The 15,234-nt window shown below is 73.0% G+C and carries 8 protein-coding genes; 2 read left to right on the forward strand and 6 right to left on the reverse strand.

Annotation, left to right across the window (positions count from 1 at the left end; translation table 11 throughout):
• The first annotated feature begins 7 nt into the window (after positions 1-7).
• Together BT341_RS06150 and BT341_RS06155 are read left to right on the forward strand one after the other, a co-directional pair.
• Complete coding sequence (locus tag BT341_RS06150; protein WP_072475345.1) at positions 8-1,345, forward strand: sensor histidine kinase; 1,338 nt, start codon at positions 8-10, stop codon at positions 1,343-1,345.
• Between the two features lie 12 nt (positions 1,346-1,357).
• A complete protein-coding gene (locus BT341_RS06155) occupies positions 1,358-2,200 on the forward strand; it encodes a class I SAM-dependent methyltransferase (RefSeq protein ID WP_072475346.1) in 843 nt (280 codons plus the stop codon).
• Here BT341_RS06155 and BT341_RS06160 read toward each other — a convergent pair.
• Genes BT341_RS06160 through BT341_RS06185 form a run of 6 tightly spaced genes read right to left on the reverse strand, consistent with a single transcriptional unit; the run spans position 2,187 to position 15,014 of the window.
• Positions 2,187-4,094 (reverse strand): TNT domain-containing protein, encoded by a 1,908-nt coding sequence (locus BT341_RS06160; protein WP_143168490.1) that lies wholly within the window; start codon positions 4,092-4,094, stop codon positions 2,187-2,189. The two genes, BT341_RS06155 and BT341_RS06160, sit on opposite strands and share 14 nt — an antisense overlap.
• A gap of 34 nt (positions 4,095-4,128) precedes the next feature.
• Positions 4,129-6,987 carry an ADP-ribosylglycohydrolase family protein gene (locus BT341_RS46285; protein WP_084742772.1) on the reverse strand — a complete coding sequence of 953 codons (2,859 nt, stop codon included), beginning with the start codon at positions 6,985-6,987 and terminating at the stop codon, positions 4,129-4,131.
• A 16-nt stretch (positions 6,988-7,003) separates the two neighbouring features.
• Positions 7,004-9,247 (reverse strand): ADP-ribosylglycohydrolase family protein, encoded by a 2,244-nt coding sequence (locus BT341_RS06170; RefSeq protein WP_072475348.1) that lies wholly within the window; start codon positions 9,245-9,247, stop codon positions 7,004-7,006.
• On the reverse strand, positions 9,248-10,663 hold the full coding sequence (locus BT341_RS06175) for a TNT domain-containing protein (RefSeq protein WP_177328750.1): 1,416 nt from the start codon (positions 10,661-10,663) through the stop codon (positions 9,248-9,250).
• Entirely contained in the window at positions 10,660-11,121 is a 462-nt protein-coding gene (locus BT341_RS06180; protein WP_072475350.1) for a hypothetical protein, read from the reverse strand. The genes BT341_RS06175 and BT341_RS06180 overlap by 4 nt, the downstream gene beginning before the upstream one ends.
• Positions 11,121-15,014 (reverse strand): toxin glutamine deamidase domain-containing protein, encoded by a 3,894-nt coding sequence (locus tag BT341_RS06185; protein WP_245804896.1) that lies wholly within the window; start codon positions 15,012-15,014, stop codon positions 11,121-11,123. Before BT341_RS06185 ends, BT341_RS06180 begins: the two co-directional genes overlap by 1 nt.
• Between the last annotated feature and the right edge of the window lie 220 nt (positions 15,015-15,234).

Genomic DNA, 15,234 nt, shown 5'->3' on the forward strand with positions numbered 1-15,234 from the left:
CCGTCCGATGTCCACCGAAGCGCCCGGCTCGCCGAAACCGGCGGCCGGGGGCAGCTTCCTGGTGGCGCTGCTGCGGCAGGGCGCACCCGCGATCGCGACGGCCACCAGCGAGCTCTCGGACGAGATCGCCGACCCCACCCCGATCCACGCGCTGAAGCGCATCTCGAAGATCGCCGGGCCGATCGACCCCAGCCGTCCCGACGGCCTGCTGCTGCGCGCCACCCGCTACGTCGTGCTCATCCCGCTGGCCTACCGGCTGCTCGCCGTGCCCGGCCAGTTCGGCGTCTACGTCCTGCAGCACGGCGTGACCGGGCTGCTGCCGGTCGGGCTGTTCACGCTGCTCTCGGTCGCGCTGAACGTGGCCGGGTTCCGCTGGATGCTCCGCTCGGCGCCGTTCCGCGGGCGGGACGCGGGGAAGCTGCTGGCCGTCGACCTGCTCTTCACCGTGCTCTCGCCGCTGGTCCTCGCGCTCACCGTGCCGCCGGAGGTCTACTTCGACGCGCTCGCGGTGAGCAGTGTCCACCTGTTCGGCGAGGCCGGGTTGCTGACGCTCGCGCTCGGCGTGCCCAGCGGGCTGGTGTTCGGCCTGGCGAGCTTCCCGCTGCGGATGCTGGCGAACTGGCTGAACACCGGGCGGTTCCACGTCGGCGCCGCGTTCTCGACCTACTCGGCGTTGCTGGCCGAGCTGTTCCTGGCCACGGCCGCGCTGGTGCTGACCGGGCTCGGCACCCGGCTGGCGCTGGCGTACGGCACCCGCAACGGACGGCTCGCCGAGCGGGCCCAGCAGCACCGGATGCTGCACGACACCGTGCTGCAGACGCTCGAGGCCATGGCGTTGTCCGGCACGTCGAACGCCGAGGAACGGCTGGTCGAGATCCAGCGCCTGGCGCGGGCGCAGGCGATGGAGATCCGCCACACGATCGAGTCGGCGGCGTCCGAGCGCGCCGAGGCGGGCGCCCGGCCGCTGGGCGAGAAGCTCGCCGCGCTGGCCGCCGAGATGGCGCGCGACGGGCTGCGCGCCCAGCTCGTGGTGGCCGAGCTGGACGACGACACGCTCTCGGAGGTCCGGCAGATCGCCATCCGGGACGCCGTGCGCGAGGCCATGCGGAACACGATGAAGCATTCCGGCACCGACCGGATCGTGGTGCGGGTCGAGGAGCGCGACGGCGGCATCGCGGTGATCACCCGCGACCACGGCACCGGCTTCAGCCCGGCCGAGCACCCGGCCGGGTTCGGCATCAGCGAGTCGATCACCGCGCGGCTGGCGGAGGTCGGTGGCACTTCACTGGTCGAGTCGGGACTCGCCGGGGGCGGCACGCGGGTGACGTTGTGGGTGCCGTTCTGATATCCCCGGACCATGACCTCGATCGAGCTGCTCGCCGACGCTCTCGCCGCCTACCGCTCCGGTGACCGCGACCAGGCCGCCGAACTCGCCCGCCGGGCCGGCTCGCCGCTCGCCGGCGAACTGCGGATCTTCCTGGCCGGCGAAAGTTCCGCGCCGGTGTACGACCAGCCGGAAGCCTTCACGGCGTTCATCCGCGGCGGCGGCAACGTCGGGCTGTACCGCGCGCTGAGCGCCGCCCTCGCCGCCCGCTACGACGACGCGAAGCCGGAATCGCTGCTCGACCTGGGCTGCGGTGACGGCCTGGCGGTCGTGCCCGCTCTCGAACAGGCCACGCACGTGCCCCAGCGGATCGACCTGGTCGAGCCGTCGGGCGCGTTGCTCGACGCGGTCCGCGAGCGCGTCCCGGACGCGCAGTGCTGGCAGGCGACCGCGCAGGAGTTCCTGGCCCGCGACGACCTGGGCTGGGACTTCACGCAGTCCACGTTCGCCCTGCAGTCCATCCCGCCGGACCAGCGCGCCGACGTGCTGCGCGCGCTGCAGCCGCGCACCGGCACGCTGGTGCTGGCCGAGTTCGACGTCCCCGAGTACGTCGAGGGCTCGGCAGCGCACCTTCGCTCGCTCGTCGAGCGCTACGAGCGTGGCGTCGCCGAGTACGGCGCGGACGCCTCGCTGGTCGCGCAGGGTTTCCTGCTGCCGGTGCTGCTCGGGATCGTTTCCGGGCAGGAGCGGACGAACTGGGAGCACCCGGCCGGCGTGTGGGCCGGGCAGCTGAAGACGGCGGGCTTCACGCAGGTCGACGTCGAACCGCTCGCCGACTACTGGTGGTCGCCCGCCGTGCTCGTCACTGCCTGCTGAGCGCGCCCGTTTCGAGGTGCTGGGCGAGCGGCCGCGGCAGCAGGTAGGCGACCGCGCCGCCCGGCAGGCCGCTCCACGGCGCCGTCACGCCGGTCAGCACCCGCAGCGCGCGCTGCACCCGGTAGAGCCGCTTCTCCCGCTCGCGGTCGAAGGCCAGCGACGTCTCGACGAACCGCGAGCCTTCGGCGTGCACCAGGTTGCCCGTCTCGTTGCCGAACCGGACCACCGTCGTGCCCGGAGCGAGCACGATCAGGCGCTTGCCCCGGTAGAAGTTCAGCGGCGGTTCGCCGCGCATCGGCAGGATCGGCCAGTCGGCGGGCTGGTCGGACTCCTCCGCCGGACGCGGCGGCAGCATCAGCAGCACGCCGAGGAGGAACCGGGCCGCGTCGCCGAGCGAGTCGAACGCCACCGGCGCGTCGGACGGCGGCCGCGAAACCTCCCATCGGCCCTCGGCCCGGCGGAGCGTCCAGACGCCGTCGGCCGGTGTCTCGCCGGCCCCGATCCGGTAGGCCGCCGCCGGCACGCCGTGCTCGGCGAGCCGCTGCTGGAGCAGCTCCAGGGTCTCCGCGCCGCGCAGCTTCCGCACCGGCTCGCCGCGGGCGACCCGGGTCAGCGCGCGCTCGTCCGGCAGGTCGGCGGGTGTCTGCGCGGGCCGCGGCTGGCCGAGCACCTCCGCCTCCGCCGTCGCGCGGACGAGCTCCCCGACGAACGGCGGCCGGAAGCCGGCCGCGCGGATGTGCTCGACCAGCTCGGGCTCCGGCGGCACCCCGTACTTGCGCAGGTAGTGCGGCACTGCCGCGGGCCAGATCCAGGTGCCGTCGGTGTGGAAGGCGTTCGGCACGTCCGGCGGCGCGCCCGGCGAGCCGAAGACGTCCGGCAGCGGCGCGGGCCGGTGCAGCGCGACCGGCGCCCGGAACAGGTAGTCCAGCACGCCGCGGACCTGGTCCGGCGGCACCGGCGGCCGGTTGACCACCGGACGCTCGCCCTCGGCGTGCGAGTCCACCGGCCGCGCGTGCCGGAACACGACGTCCAGCGGGAGCCCGGCCTTCGCGGTGAGCCACGCGGGCATGTGCTTCGGCGTGCGCGCGAAGGTCGCCAGCTCCAGCTCGTAGGCCGCGGTCGACGGGCGCCCGCCGTCGTTGGGCGCCACCCGCCAGTCCGGCTCGCGGTCGGCGTCGAAGTCGAAGTCGAACTGCGACTGCGCGTCGAGCGTGAAGGTGCCCTGGAACCACGTGCCCGCCTCGGGCTGGTACATCGCCGCGCGCAGCCGCGCGAAGAGGCCGCCCAGCCGCGGTGCCGCGGGCAGCGAGACCGACACCGGGCCGTCCTCGTCGCCGACCGCGCGGACCTCGATTTCCGCGTAGTCGCCGACCTGCCGGAACTGCGCGCCGACGCGGGCCCAGCCGCCCGGCACGGTGTGCAGCAGCGTCCGGCCGATCGCGCGCAGCAGCGCGTTCTGGTCGCCGGTACCCGGCTGCGGCCGCGCCTCCGGCGCCTCGGTGAAGTCCAGCCGCGTCTGCCACAGCGCCGTGACCTGCTTGGCCGGCACAGTGACCGAGAAGTCGGTCAGGCCGAGCTGCGCGGCACGGGCGGCGTCGTCGCGGACCCAGCGCAGCGTCAGTTCCGGCCGGTCCCCCGGCGCCACCTCGAAGATTTCGTCGTCGTACTCGCAGAAGGTGCGCAGCGTGAACGTCGACGGCACCTCGCTCGCCGGCACGACCCGCGCCGGACGGCCGTCGAACTCCTTGTCGAAGCCCTCGGGTGCTTCCTCCTCCGGCAGCACCGACAGCAGCACGGTGCCGTCCGTGGTGGACCGCTGCGCCCGGAACGTCCCCTCGTTCCACGTCGCGTACAGGCCGTCCGGGCGTTCGGCCACCTCAACCCGGTAACGCACGTTTGTCCTCCCCGTCCCCAGTCACACGGAAAACCTAGTCGACCGGGTACCGGGCGAACCACCGGTCGTCACCCGGTGCGTCCGGGCCGAACTCGGCGAGCGCGTCGTCGGCGAGGCCGATGATGACGTCGCGGAGTTCCAGCTGCTGGAGCCAGCTTTCCCGGAGGGCTTCCTCGCCGTACATCGCGCCGACGAGGTTGCCGCAGACCGAGCCGGTCGAGTCGCTGTCGCCGCTGTGGTTGACCGCCGCGAGCAACGCCGAGTCGGCGTCGGAGGTGGTCAACGCGACGTACACGGACATCGACAACGCAGTCTCGCCGACGTTGCCCTGCCCCAGCGATTCGAGCTTCTCCGGCGTCGGCGGCCCCTGGTCCGCCAGCGCGAGAGCCGCGTCGAGCGCCCTGCTCTGCTCTTCGTGACCCGGGTGCTGCACCAGCTCGGCCCGCGCGGTCGCGACCGCGTCGAGCAGCGGCCTGCCGTGCAGCAGCTCGTGCACGATCACGGCGAAGCACCCGGACGACAAATACCCGCTCGGGTGACCGTGGGTGAGCGCGGCGCTCTCCGCGCCGAGCCGGAAGACCTCCGCGAGGTCGTCCGACCACAGCGCGATCGGGGCCGCGCGCATCACACCGCCGCAGCCCTTCGAGTTGTTCACCGGCCGTTCGATGGTGCCGCGGACGCCCGAGCGGCCGTACGCCTCCAGCTCGCCGAAGCAGGTCAGGCCCGGCGCGCGACGGCTGAACAGCTCCTGGTGCGTGATCAGCCAGCCGTCCGGCGCCTCGGCGGCCGACCGCGGCCCGCGGGCGCGGTCCCACGCGACGCCCTGGGTGTGCAGCCAGCGCTGGTAGGCCATCTGCAGCGAATGCACGACGTCGGCCGAGCCGGTCCGCCGCCGCTGGGCATGCGCCCGGATCAGCGCTTCGAGCGTGAACAGCGTCATCTGCGTGTCGTCGGTGATCCGGCCGACGCCGCCGTACGCGGGGATGAAGTCGGTGATGCCGTCCGGCCCCGCGATTTCGCGGATCCGGTCGATCGAGTCGAACTCCGTCTTCGCGCCCAGCGCGTCGCCGATCGCCCCGGCGAGCAGGCTGCCCCGCAGTCGCGATCGCACGTCCGGTCCTTTCGGTTTCGGGGTGAACCGGCCGCTCGGGTACCGGCGCTCCCAGCGGCCGTGTTCGGCGGTCTCCGTCTGGAGGCCGTTGCGGTTGAAGTACCAGAAGACGTCGCCGGCGACGTCGTCGAGCAGGCCGAGGTCGGGCAGCGCCGCGACCCAGGGCAGGCCGGGCACGCCGGCCCGGGCACCGACCATGGCTCCGGCCAGCGCGCCGGCGACCGGGCCGGACCGCGCGGCGAGCGTGATCGCCGCTGCCGGGTCGTAGCCGCGCTTGGCCACGGCGAACAGCGCGCGGCCGAGCACCGAGCGCACGCTGCGGCCGTCGCCGATGCTCTCCAGCTGCGTGACGTCGTCGGCGTCGCGGTCTTCGCGCAACGCCAGCACCGACGTCGCCAGGTCGCCGCCCAGCTCTTTGAGCCGCAGGTGCACCGGCAGCGCGAACACCTCACGCGTGAGCAGCGCCTGGAACAGCGAAACCAGCAGCTCGACGCCCTCGGTGACCTCCGGCCCGGCCGCGCTGCCGGTCAGCTCGCGGGCGATGTCCTTCGCGTACTGCTCGCCGTCGACGCCGTCGATCGCGACCGCACTCGCCGGGGTCGCGGCCAGCGCCGTGGCCAGCAGCGCGGAGAACTCGGCCGGCGCGGGACCCGCGTGCCGCGTCGCGACGGCCAGCCAGCCGTCGGGGTCGGGCCCGGGCAAGGTGGCCGGGACCTCGCCGGTCGGCACCGGCGGCAGGCCACGCAGCACGGCGTCGGTGTGGAACAGCAGGTGGCGTGTCAGGCCGCCCAGCGGCAGCGGGCCCGCCGGATCGGCGCCGCCGCCCAGCGCGTCGCCGATCGCGAAGCCGACGTAGGCGCCGACGATCCGGTGCCACGCGAACCGCGCGGCCAGCGTGCCGAAGGCGGAGAACTTCCCGAACGTCCACGGCACCGGCCGCGGCTGCGCGTCCTCGCCGACGTGCGCGATCAGGCCGTTCGCGCCCAGGTCGGCGGGCCATTCCGGCTGCTGGCCGGCCCGGCGCCGGACGCCGTTGCGGTACTGCCAGGCGAACCCGCGCAGGTACCGGAGGCATTCGCCGGGCGTCAGCTCGAAGTGGTAGTCGCGGGCGCGGTCGGCCGCGTACCGCAGGTGCCGGACCGGCAGGTCGGGCGGCTCGACGCCGAACTCCCCGACCAGCGCGGGCAGCGCCTCGGCGACCTCCGGCCCGGCTTCCGGCGCCGGTTCGGCCACCCCGGACCGGCGCTCGCCGGAGCCGGAGCCGGCGTCCGCCAGCTCGGCGGCCGAAAGGCTGCGCACCAGCCCGGTGCCGGGGTCGAGCGTCAGCCCGGTCGACGGCCGGCCCGCGAGCAGCTCGCGGACGGTCATCCGCCACCGCTGCGGGTACCGGCCGGGCACCTTCGCCGACGAGCTGTAGGCGATGACCTCGCGTCCGCCCGTGCTCGGTACCGGCCGTACCAGCGGCTCGCCGTCGGGTGTGGGCACCACGACTTCGCAGTCCAGCAGCGCGCCGACGAACTCGGCGCGGCTGATCCAGTTCGCGCCCAGGTAGCCCAGCAGCTTCTCGGCGTCGGTCACCGGCACGGGGAAACCGCGCCACACCGGGCCGGGCGTGTACTGCTCGTTGCCGCGGTGCCGGCCCGTCGGCTCGCCGAACAGCGTGTACTGCGTCCACCCGCGGATGGCGCGCACCGGGAGGCCGAGGCCGGGAAACGCCTTTTCGTCGAACTCCGGGTCGACGTCGGGTCGCCACTCGACGAAGCCGTCGTCGCTTTCTGTCATGCTCCCCATCCTCGGGCTAATGCCGCGGGTACCGCTCGATCCACTGGTCGCCGAGCGCGCTCAGTGCCGAGTGCCGGTCGAAGTGCCAGTAGGCGTCCGAAGCCACGTTCTCCACCAGGTAGCGCAGCTCCAGCTGGTCGACCCACTTCTGCGGCAGCCCGGGGATGCCCGTGCGCGCGCCGAGCAGGGCGCCGGCGATCGCGCCGGTGAGCGCGCTGCGGCCGGAGTGGTTGACCGCGCGCAGCAGCGCCTGTTCCGGATAGTTCTCGAAGCCCGACAACGCCGCGAAGGCGCGTCCCAGCACCGAGAGCGTCGACTGGCCGTCGCCGATCAGCTCGGGCATCCGCAGGTCGGGCAGCCCGTGCTCGCCGAAGAACGGCACGGACTGCGCGACCATCTCCGCGATCGCCGTCCACTCCGGACCCTGCTGGAACTGGTTGTCCGGGTTGAGCACCTCACGGCTGGTGTTCCAGATCGGGAAGCTGAACGCGTCCTTCGTCAGCGCGTGCTCGAACAGCCAGGTCAGGTAGGTCGCGGCCGCCAGGTCGAGCTCGGCCGGGTGGGTGACGCCCGCCAGGTCGCGCACCGCCTGCCGCGCCCCGCCGCTGAACCCGCTGCCGGGCCCAGCCATCGTCAGCGCGGCGGGCAACGCGGGGATCAGCGCGGCCGGACCGGTCATCGGCGGTGCGCCGGCGACCCCGGTCGCGAGCTGGTGGTAGGCGTTGAGCTCGGCGTCGTCGGCGTCGCGGCGGGCGTGCAGGTCCGGGACCTGCACGAGCCAGCCGTCCGGGTGCTCCAGCGGCGCGCCCTGCGTGCGCAGCCAGCGCTGCAGCGCCCCGCGGACGACGCCGGGGAAGAGCTGCTCGGCTTCGCGGGACTCCGGCTGCTCGCGGTGCGGGCTGCGGATCACGGCCTCGGTGTAGAAGAGCAGCCGCTGCGTCAGCGAGCCGATCCGGCCCGGCTGGTCGAACGCCGGGAGCAGGTCGGTGACGCCTTCGATGCCGTACTTCGCGTGGATGTCGTGCAGCGGCATCCGGTCGACCGCGGCGCCGAGAGCCTCCCCGAGCGCGAAGCCGACGTATGCGCCCGTGACGCGCTGCCAGCCGTAGCGGAAGCCGTCGAGGTCACGCTCGAAGTACTTGCCGAACGTGTCCAGCCGCGGGACCGGGCGCCCGGCGTTGTCGTAGGCCGGGGCCAGGCCGTTCGCGCGCAGGTCGTTCGGCTTGCTGCGCGGCGGCTCCGGCATGCTCAGCCGCTTCAGCCAGGACTCGCCGAGGATGGTCTTCGCGCACTCCTCGGCGGTCAGCTCGAAGCCGCGCCGCCGAGCCTTCTCGGCCGCGAGCAGCGGCGGCTTGACCGGCTCCGGCAGGCCCATCCGGGCCGCGGTTTCGGCGGCGACGCGGACCAGGTCCTCCTCGGCCTCCGGGCAGCGGCCGTGGACGTCGATGCGCGGCTCGTGCCGCGGGAAGCGCTGGACGATCTCGGCGAGCTCGGCGCTGGAAACGTCCTCGATGGTCGTCGGGCCGCCGTTGATCACCAGGTTCGGCGGGTGCTCGAACTCCGCCAGCGTCGCGACGTCGACCTTCCACCAGCCGTGCTCGCGCGAGGGCAGGTGCCGGGTCGAGCTGAACACCTTGAGCTCGTTGCGCTCCTCGGCGAAGTAGAACCGGTCGGTCTTGCCGGTCTCGAGGTCGAGCGGGACGTACACCTCGCACCGGATCAGCCCGATGAGCAGCAGCTCCCGGGTCAGCCAGCCGACGCTGGCGAACGACAGCAGCGTCTCGAGCGTGTTCTCCGGCTTCGGGTAGCCGCGGCGGATCGGACCGGCCTTGTACTCGGGGTTCTCGCGCTCTTCACCGGTCTGGTTGCCCTCGGCGTCGACCTTCACCCAGCCCGCGACGGCCTGCAGCGGCACGCCCAGCTCGCCGAGCCCGGCCTTCACGTACTCGGGGTCGACGACCTCGCGCCAGTTCTCCTGCCCGGGGAACGCCACCGGCACCGAAAGCCCGCCGGGGTGCGGGTGCGCCTGGCGCAGCTCGCCGTCCGGCTCGCGGACGACGACCGACGGCGGCGGGAAGATCTCCTTCTCCGGACGGCCTTCGTCGAGGAACGCGATGGTGTTGTAGGGCACCGACCAGCCCTCGGGGATGCGCAGCACCTTCCCGGTGTCCACCCGGAGGCCGGCGGGACCGGAGACGTCCGGGCCGTGCACCGCGCGCAGCCACTGGCTGACCTTGGCAATCGCTTCCGCCGCTTCCACCTACTCGATCCTCTCCAGGCTTCCGTCGGACTCGTGCTCGGCGATCGTCTTCGGCAGCACGAAGGCCACCGCGCCACCCGGCAGGTTCGCCCACGGAACCGTGATGCCGGTGATCACGTGCAGCGGGCGCCGGAGCCGGTAGCTCCGCCGGACCCGCTCCCGTTCCAGCGGCAGCGACGTCGTGGCGAACCGTACCTCCCCGTGGTGGACGAGGTTGCCGGGTTCCTCGCCGAAGCGCAGGACGACCGTACCCGCCACCAGCCGCGTGATGCGCTTGTTGCGGAGCAGGGTGAGGGGAGGCTCACCCGGGGCCGGGTGCACCGGCCAGTCGTCGAGCTCGCGCGCGGTTTCGAGCGGGGTTTCGTGCCCGGCGGTCATCCGGGCCGGGTGCAGCAGCAGTGCCCCGAGCAGCTGCTGGGCGGCGTCTTCGAGCCGGTCGAAGTACTTCGGCGCGCGCGGCTTCCCGCCGGCGTACGCGGCGACCTCCCAGCCGCCGGGCGTGAAGTTGAGGCACCACGTGCCGTCGGCCCGCTCCCCGACGCGGTAGGCCTCCGGCCAGACGCCGTGCTCGCCGAGCCGCTGGACCAGCACGATCAGCAGGTCGTCGTCGGTCAGCTTCGGGTCCGGCGTGGTCTCCAGCTCCGCCGCGACGTCCCCGCCGGTCTTCTTCACGTCGGCGCGGCCCGGCTTCGGCCGCGGCTTGCCCAGCAGGTCCGCCTCGGCGGTCCGGCGGACCAGCGGTTCGACGTACGGCGGCTGGAAGTGGTGGCGGCGGATGTGCGCGACCAGGTCCGGCTCCGGCGGCAGGCCCTTCTCCGCGAGCAGGTCCGGCACCGATGAAGACCAGATCCAGGTGCCGTCGGTGTGGAAGCGTTCGCCGCCTGCTTCGTGCACGACGGCTTCCCGCTCGAGGTACTGCAGCACGAGCGGGACCTCGGTGTCGGTCAGCGGCGGCCGGCCGGCGTCCGGGCCGCCGGGCTCGGCGTGCCGGAACACCACGCCGAGCGGCAGCTGCGCGCGCAGCCGCCACCAGTCGGGGATGTGCTCGTCGGCGCGCGGGAACGCGGCCAGCTCCTCCGGGTAGGCGGCCGCCGGCGGGGCGTCCGTCCACACGGGATCGTCGTCGAGCGCGAAGTCGAAGTCGAAGGTGCCGTCGGGGGCGAGGGTGAAGCGCGCCTGCAGCCAGGTGCCGCGGCCCCCGGCGTACATGCCTTGGCGCAGCTGGGTGAAGAGGCCGGCCAGCTCGTCCGTGGTCGCCACGTTGTGGCCTTCGATCTCGGCATGCGTCCCGACCTGCCGGAAGTCGACGACGGCGGGCCCGGCGGCGTCGGCCCGGTACTCGCGCACGAGCTTTCCCAGCTGCACGAGGAGGGTGCGCTGCTCGTCGGGCGAAAGGCGTTGTTCCACGTGAATCATTGCTCTGCGCGGCGGATCGGATGCTTGCGCCGGGCTTCGAACGTCGGCGGTTCGCCGGCCGCGCGGCGGGCGGCCTCGTCCTCCCACATCTTGAAGGTGCGCTTGTAGATCGACTGGACCAGCGCGACCTCCTGGGGCTCCAGCCGCCGGTTTTCCCGTTTCCGCGCCTGGGCGTACAGACCACCTACCGTCTCGTAGAGCGCGAAGATCGGCCCCTCACCGGTCAGGTGGTAGTCCCGTTCCCGCTCGGTCTCCTGGACGAACCGGTCTTCGGAGAAGGGGCCCTGGATGTCGGATTCCGTCGTGGACCAGATCACCTCGCGGATGTGGCTGTTGTCTTCCCGGAAGAACCCGGTGTCCAGGTCGAGGATGGTGCCCATGAGCCCGCCGTCCGGCGTCGAATCGACCCGGTAGGTCTGGGCGTAGTACTTGAAGAACATCGGGGTCTGGAAGGCCATCAGCCGTCCTCCTCAGGGGTGAGTCCCCGCCGCAGTGCTTCCTCGAACCGTCCGCGCACCTGCTCCACGATGGCAGCGTCGAGGGCGGCCTCTTCCGGGGAGAGCAGGCCTTCGCGGCCCTCCTTCCGGCTGAGGGTCTCGAAGTCGCGGCGGACTTCGTAGAGCGCGTGCTCGTAGTCGGCGACGTCGTCGATGCCCTTCAGGTGCAGCCGCAGCTCGGCGACGTGGCCGTTCGCCAGGCGCACCGACATCTGCAGGTCCCGGTAGCCGCTGGGCTTCGGGTCGGCGATCCGGTCGGTGAAGTCGACGATGCGCACGCCGGGGTCCTGGTGCAGCCGGTCGAGCGCGCGATAGAGGTCGGCCACCCGCTCGAACTGGATCCGCGCGCCGACGAGGTCGGTCAGCTTCGCGCCGTCGAACCCGTACTTGCGGATCTTGGCCATCGCCCGCTCGTCTTCCTTGGGTTCCAGCCGGCCCTTCACGTCACCGTCCTCACCCGCGGCACGCTCGGCGATGGCGTTCAGGGTGTCCTGGTTGGCACGCCACCTCGCGCGCTCTTCGGCGAGCCACTGCCGGCAGTAGCCTTCGTCGCCCCGGCGCTCGTCGTCGAAACTGCCCTGGAACTTGTCCTCGCGGTCGGTGGCGAAGACGGCGTCCGCCACCTCCCGGACTATCTCCGCCTGCTCCGGCGTCGGCTCGAACGGCTCCACGCCGGCCTGCTGGACGTCGTCGACCACCTGGTAGCCGCGCGTGTCGACCTCGTGGACCGCGTCCGCCAGGATCGGGATGGCCTCGGGGTGCTTGAGCAGGCTCTCGATCGTCTTCGGGTTGTCCAGCAGCGAGCGCGTCAGGTGGTCGTTGCCCGGTTCGGACATGATCCGGACCAGCTCGGGGTGCTGCCCGAGGTGCTCGCGGATGAAGTCCGCCGAGGGATGCCCGTCGAGCGCCGCGGCCACGTCTTCGCGGGCCAGCAACGCGTCGTGCGGCTGCGCGGTGCCGTAGCCGCCGTGCTCCCCGGTGCCGTGCTCGGTCTGCACGTGCTCGGTGCCCGGCGTGCCGATGTGCATCAGCTTGATGCTCTTCGGTGGCTGCGGCAGGTGCATGAGGTCGCCGGACTGCGGGTCGATGAACGCGACGCCGTCACGGGTGTGCACGACCATCGCGACGTGCCCGTACTCGACGCCGTTCGGGCCCGCGTACTTCACCGCGACCACGGCGTGGTGGTCGAGCGGCCGGTCCCGCAGCTCGCGGATGACGTCGTCGTAGCTGCCGCGCGCGGAGAACGTCTCGCCGAAGCGGCTCTCGATGTGCTCGAGCGTGCCGCGCGTGCCCATCTCGTGGAACAGGACCGGTTCGGCGGTCAGGTGGCCGCCGTGCAGCCGGTCCCAGTACGCCTCGGGACCGCGGGTGCAGTTGGACATGTACCCGTTCTCCAGCGCGCCCGGCTGGTGGAAGCCCGGGTTGACCTCACGCAGGTGCGGGTGCCGGTCCTGGACGTAGGCCGCGCGCTCGGCGGGCGTCGCCGTGTCGGCGTGGATGGCCGGTTCGGCCGGCGGGTTCGTCGCGCGCGCCAGGTGCCCGTAGTCCGGCTGCGGTTCCGGGACCACGGGCGGTTCCGGGCCGTCGTGGACGTCGTCGACGTGGGTCGGCACCGGTTCGTGGTGCGCCGGCTCGCCGAAGCCGCCGAGGCGTTCCATCAGCGCGGCCTGCCTGCGCCGTTCGAACTCGGCCGCGTTGTGGTCGTTCTCGGCGCGTCGCTCGGCCATCTTCTGCTGCGCGGCCTCGGGGTCGAGGTAGCGCGGATGGCCGGGGCCGATCTCCTCGGCCTCGATGACCCACTTGCGGCGGCCCTCCGGCGTGATCTCGAGACGCCGTTCGTGCACCAGCAGCTGCGTCCCGGGCGGCGACAGCGCCTCGCGTTCGGAGGGGTTTTCGGCGAGCTTCGAGATGTCGCGGAGGTTGTCCGAGCGGACGTGCAGCTCGACGTCGTCGCCGAACTTGCCGGCCGAGAACTCGTCGGTCTTGATGGACGCGCTGGAGAACGCGGGCTCGACGACCACCGAGCCCGGCTCGTACGGCCCCGCGACCAGCTCGGCCAGCCGCGGGTCACCGCCGACGTCGATACCGCGGACGGTCTCGCCGGACTCGCGCGGGACCTGGTTGAGGCCGTCGACGATGGCGCGCGTGTTCGCCTGCGCGAGGTCGAACCCGGGGTGGCCGGGGCCGCGGCGCAGGGCCTCGTTGACGTCGTAGGCGTATTCGCCGCGGGTGTAGCCGTGGACCGCGACGGCGCCTTCGTCGGACAGCGGCAGGCCGGCGGCGTCCCGGCGGGCGAGCGCGCGGTCGTGGATCTGCCGGTAGACGTCGTCGTCGCCGACCGCGCGGCGGATGCTTTCGTGGTCGGCCGGGGTCCCGCGGTGCTCGCCGTCGAAGAGGTAGCCCTCATCGTGCGGGACGTGCTCGGGCGCGGGGTTGAGCCGGTCGGCGATGCCTTCGTGGTGCGGCGTCGCCTCGCCACCGCCGAGCGGCATGGTGTGGATGCCGCCGGCGTCGTGCGGAAGCTCGGCGAGCCGTCCGGTGACGGGGTCGGCGAAGAGCACCCCGTGCTCGGTGTGCACGGCGGCGACCAGCCGCGACTCCCCACCGGGGGTTTCGAACGCGACGGCCGCCCGCGCCCCGACGGGACGTTCGCCGAGGTCCCGCGCGACGTCGTCGAAGCTGCCCCGGCTGTTCCACTCCCCGCTGAGCTGGTGTCCGCGCGCGGGCCCGGCGACGACGTCCTCACCGTTCATGCGCCGGTCGAAGGCGGCGATCGACTCGGCGGCGTTGGTGCGGAAGCCGTTCTCGCGGGCGCCGGGACTGTAGTAGTCGCGCGTGTTGACGGCGGCGAGTTCCGGAACGGCGTCGCGCACGAGCCGCGCGTGCTGCTGCGGCGTCTCGACGGACCCGGCGTGCAGCACGGGCGGACCGCCGGGCGTCAGCGGTTCGGCGAGCTGTGACCAGCCGCCTTCGGGCGCCCGCGTGGCCGGCACGCGCCGTTCGGGCGGCGGCGGCGCGCCGCCGGGGTCCTCGCCGAGCAGCTTGAACAGGTCACCGCTCGGCTTGAGGTGGGGGTGCTCGGCGTAGAACCTCTCGAGCTCTTCGTCGGCTTCGCGCTGGAACCGTTCCTCGTCGGCCCGCTCGGCGGCACGACGTTCCTCGATGGCGTGCCGCGCCTCGGCCTCCCCGAGGTACCGCGGATCCCCGGGCGCGATCTCCTCGGCGTGCACGATCCACTGCGGCTGGTCCCGGGCACCGGGACGGTTCTGGAAATCGGGGTGCTCGGGGTGTCCCGGGCCCATCTCGACCCCGGTGATCGCGAACTGCGACCCGGCCTTGAAGAGGACCTCGCGTTCGCGTCCGATGCTGGCCATGGACTCGATGTCCCGGCCGGTCTTGGACTCGATCCGCATCTCGACCTCACCGGCGAAGGTGGAACGCGGATGCTCCGCGTCGACCTTCGACGAGCTGAGGAAGGCGGGTTCGGTGATGTGGGCACCCTCGTGGAAGCGCCCGAGGAAGGCCTGGAGCCGCGAGGGATCCCCACGGAAGTCGATCCGCCGCGACACGGTCCCCACGTGCGGCGGCATCTCGTTGAGCCCGGAGACGAGCGCCCCGGCCTGCGGAGCGAGGTCGAGGAGTTCAGGTCCCCCGAGCCGCAGAGCCCGGTTGAGCGGCCCGACCATCTCGTGCCGCGTGTAGGCATGGACGGCGAAGGCGCCTTCGTCGGACATGCCGGGGTGGAACTGGTCGCGCTTGGCGAGCGCCTCACGCCGGACCTGCTCGTGCCGCCATTCGCCGGTCTCGGGGCTTTGCCGCCCGGAGTCCATGAAGGTGTCCTCGATCCGCCGCACCCCGGCAGGATCGGAGGTACGGAAGTGAGGATCACCGAGGTAGGGCTCGTGAACGCGCTCGCCGGCCCCCTCGGTCCCGGATCCGACCGGAGTTGGGGAGCCCTGTTCGACGGGCTCGTGCACGGGCTGGGCCGGCGGCTCGTGCACAGGTTCGGCCACAGGCGCCGGTGACTGCTCGTGCACAGGTTCGGCAGCCGGCCGCGAGGCATGTGCCGCCGGC

Origin of the sequence: Amycolatopsis australiensis (assembly GCF_900119165.1) — a bacterium.
GTDB classification, from domain to species: Bacteria; Actinomycetota; Actinomycetes; order Mycobacteriales; family Pseudonocardiaceae; genus Amycolatopsis; species Amycolatopsis australiensis.

What these genes read in the sequence shown, in the direction of transcription:
- BT341_RS06150 (WP_072475345.1), top strand. Translation starts at nt 8, where the DNA reads ATGTCCACCGAAGCGCCCGGCTCGCCGAAACCGGCGGCCGGGGGCAGC.
- BT341_RS06155 (WP_072475346.1), top strand. Translation starts at nt 1,358, where the DNA reads ATGACCTCGATCGAGCTGCTCGCCGACGCTCTCGCCGCCTACCGCTCC.
- BT341_RS46285 (WP_084742772.1), bottom strand. Translation starts at nt 6,987, where the DNA reads ATGACAGAAAGCGACGACGGCTTCGTCGAGTGGCGACCCGACGTCGAC.
- BT341_RS06175 (WP_177328750.1), bottom strand. Translation starts at nt 10,663, where the DNA reads ATGATTCACGTGGAACAACGCCTTTCGCCCGACGAGCAGCGCACCCTC.
- BT341_RS06180 (WP_072475350.1), bottom strand. Translation starts at nt 11,121, where the DNA reads ATGGCCTTCCAGACCCCGATGTTCTTCAAGTACTACGCCCAGACCTAC.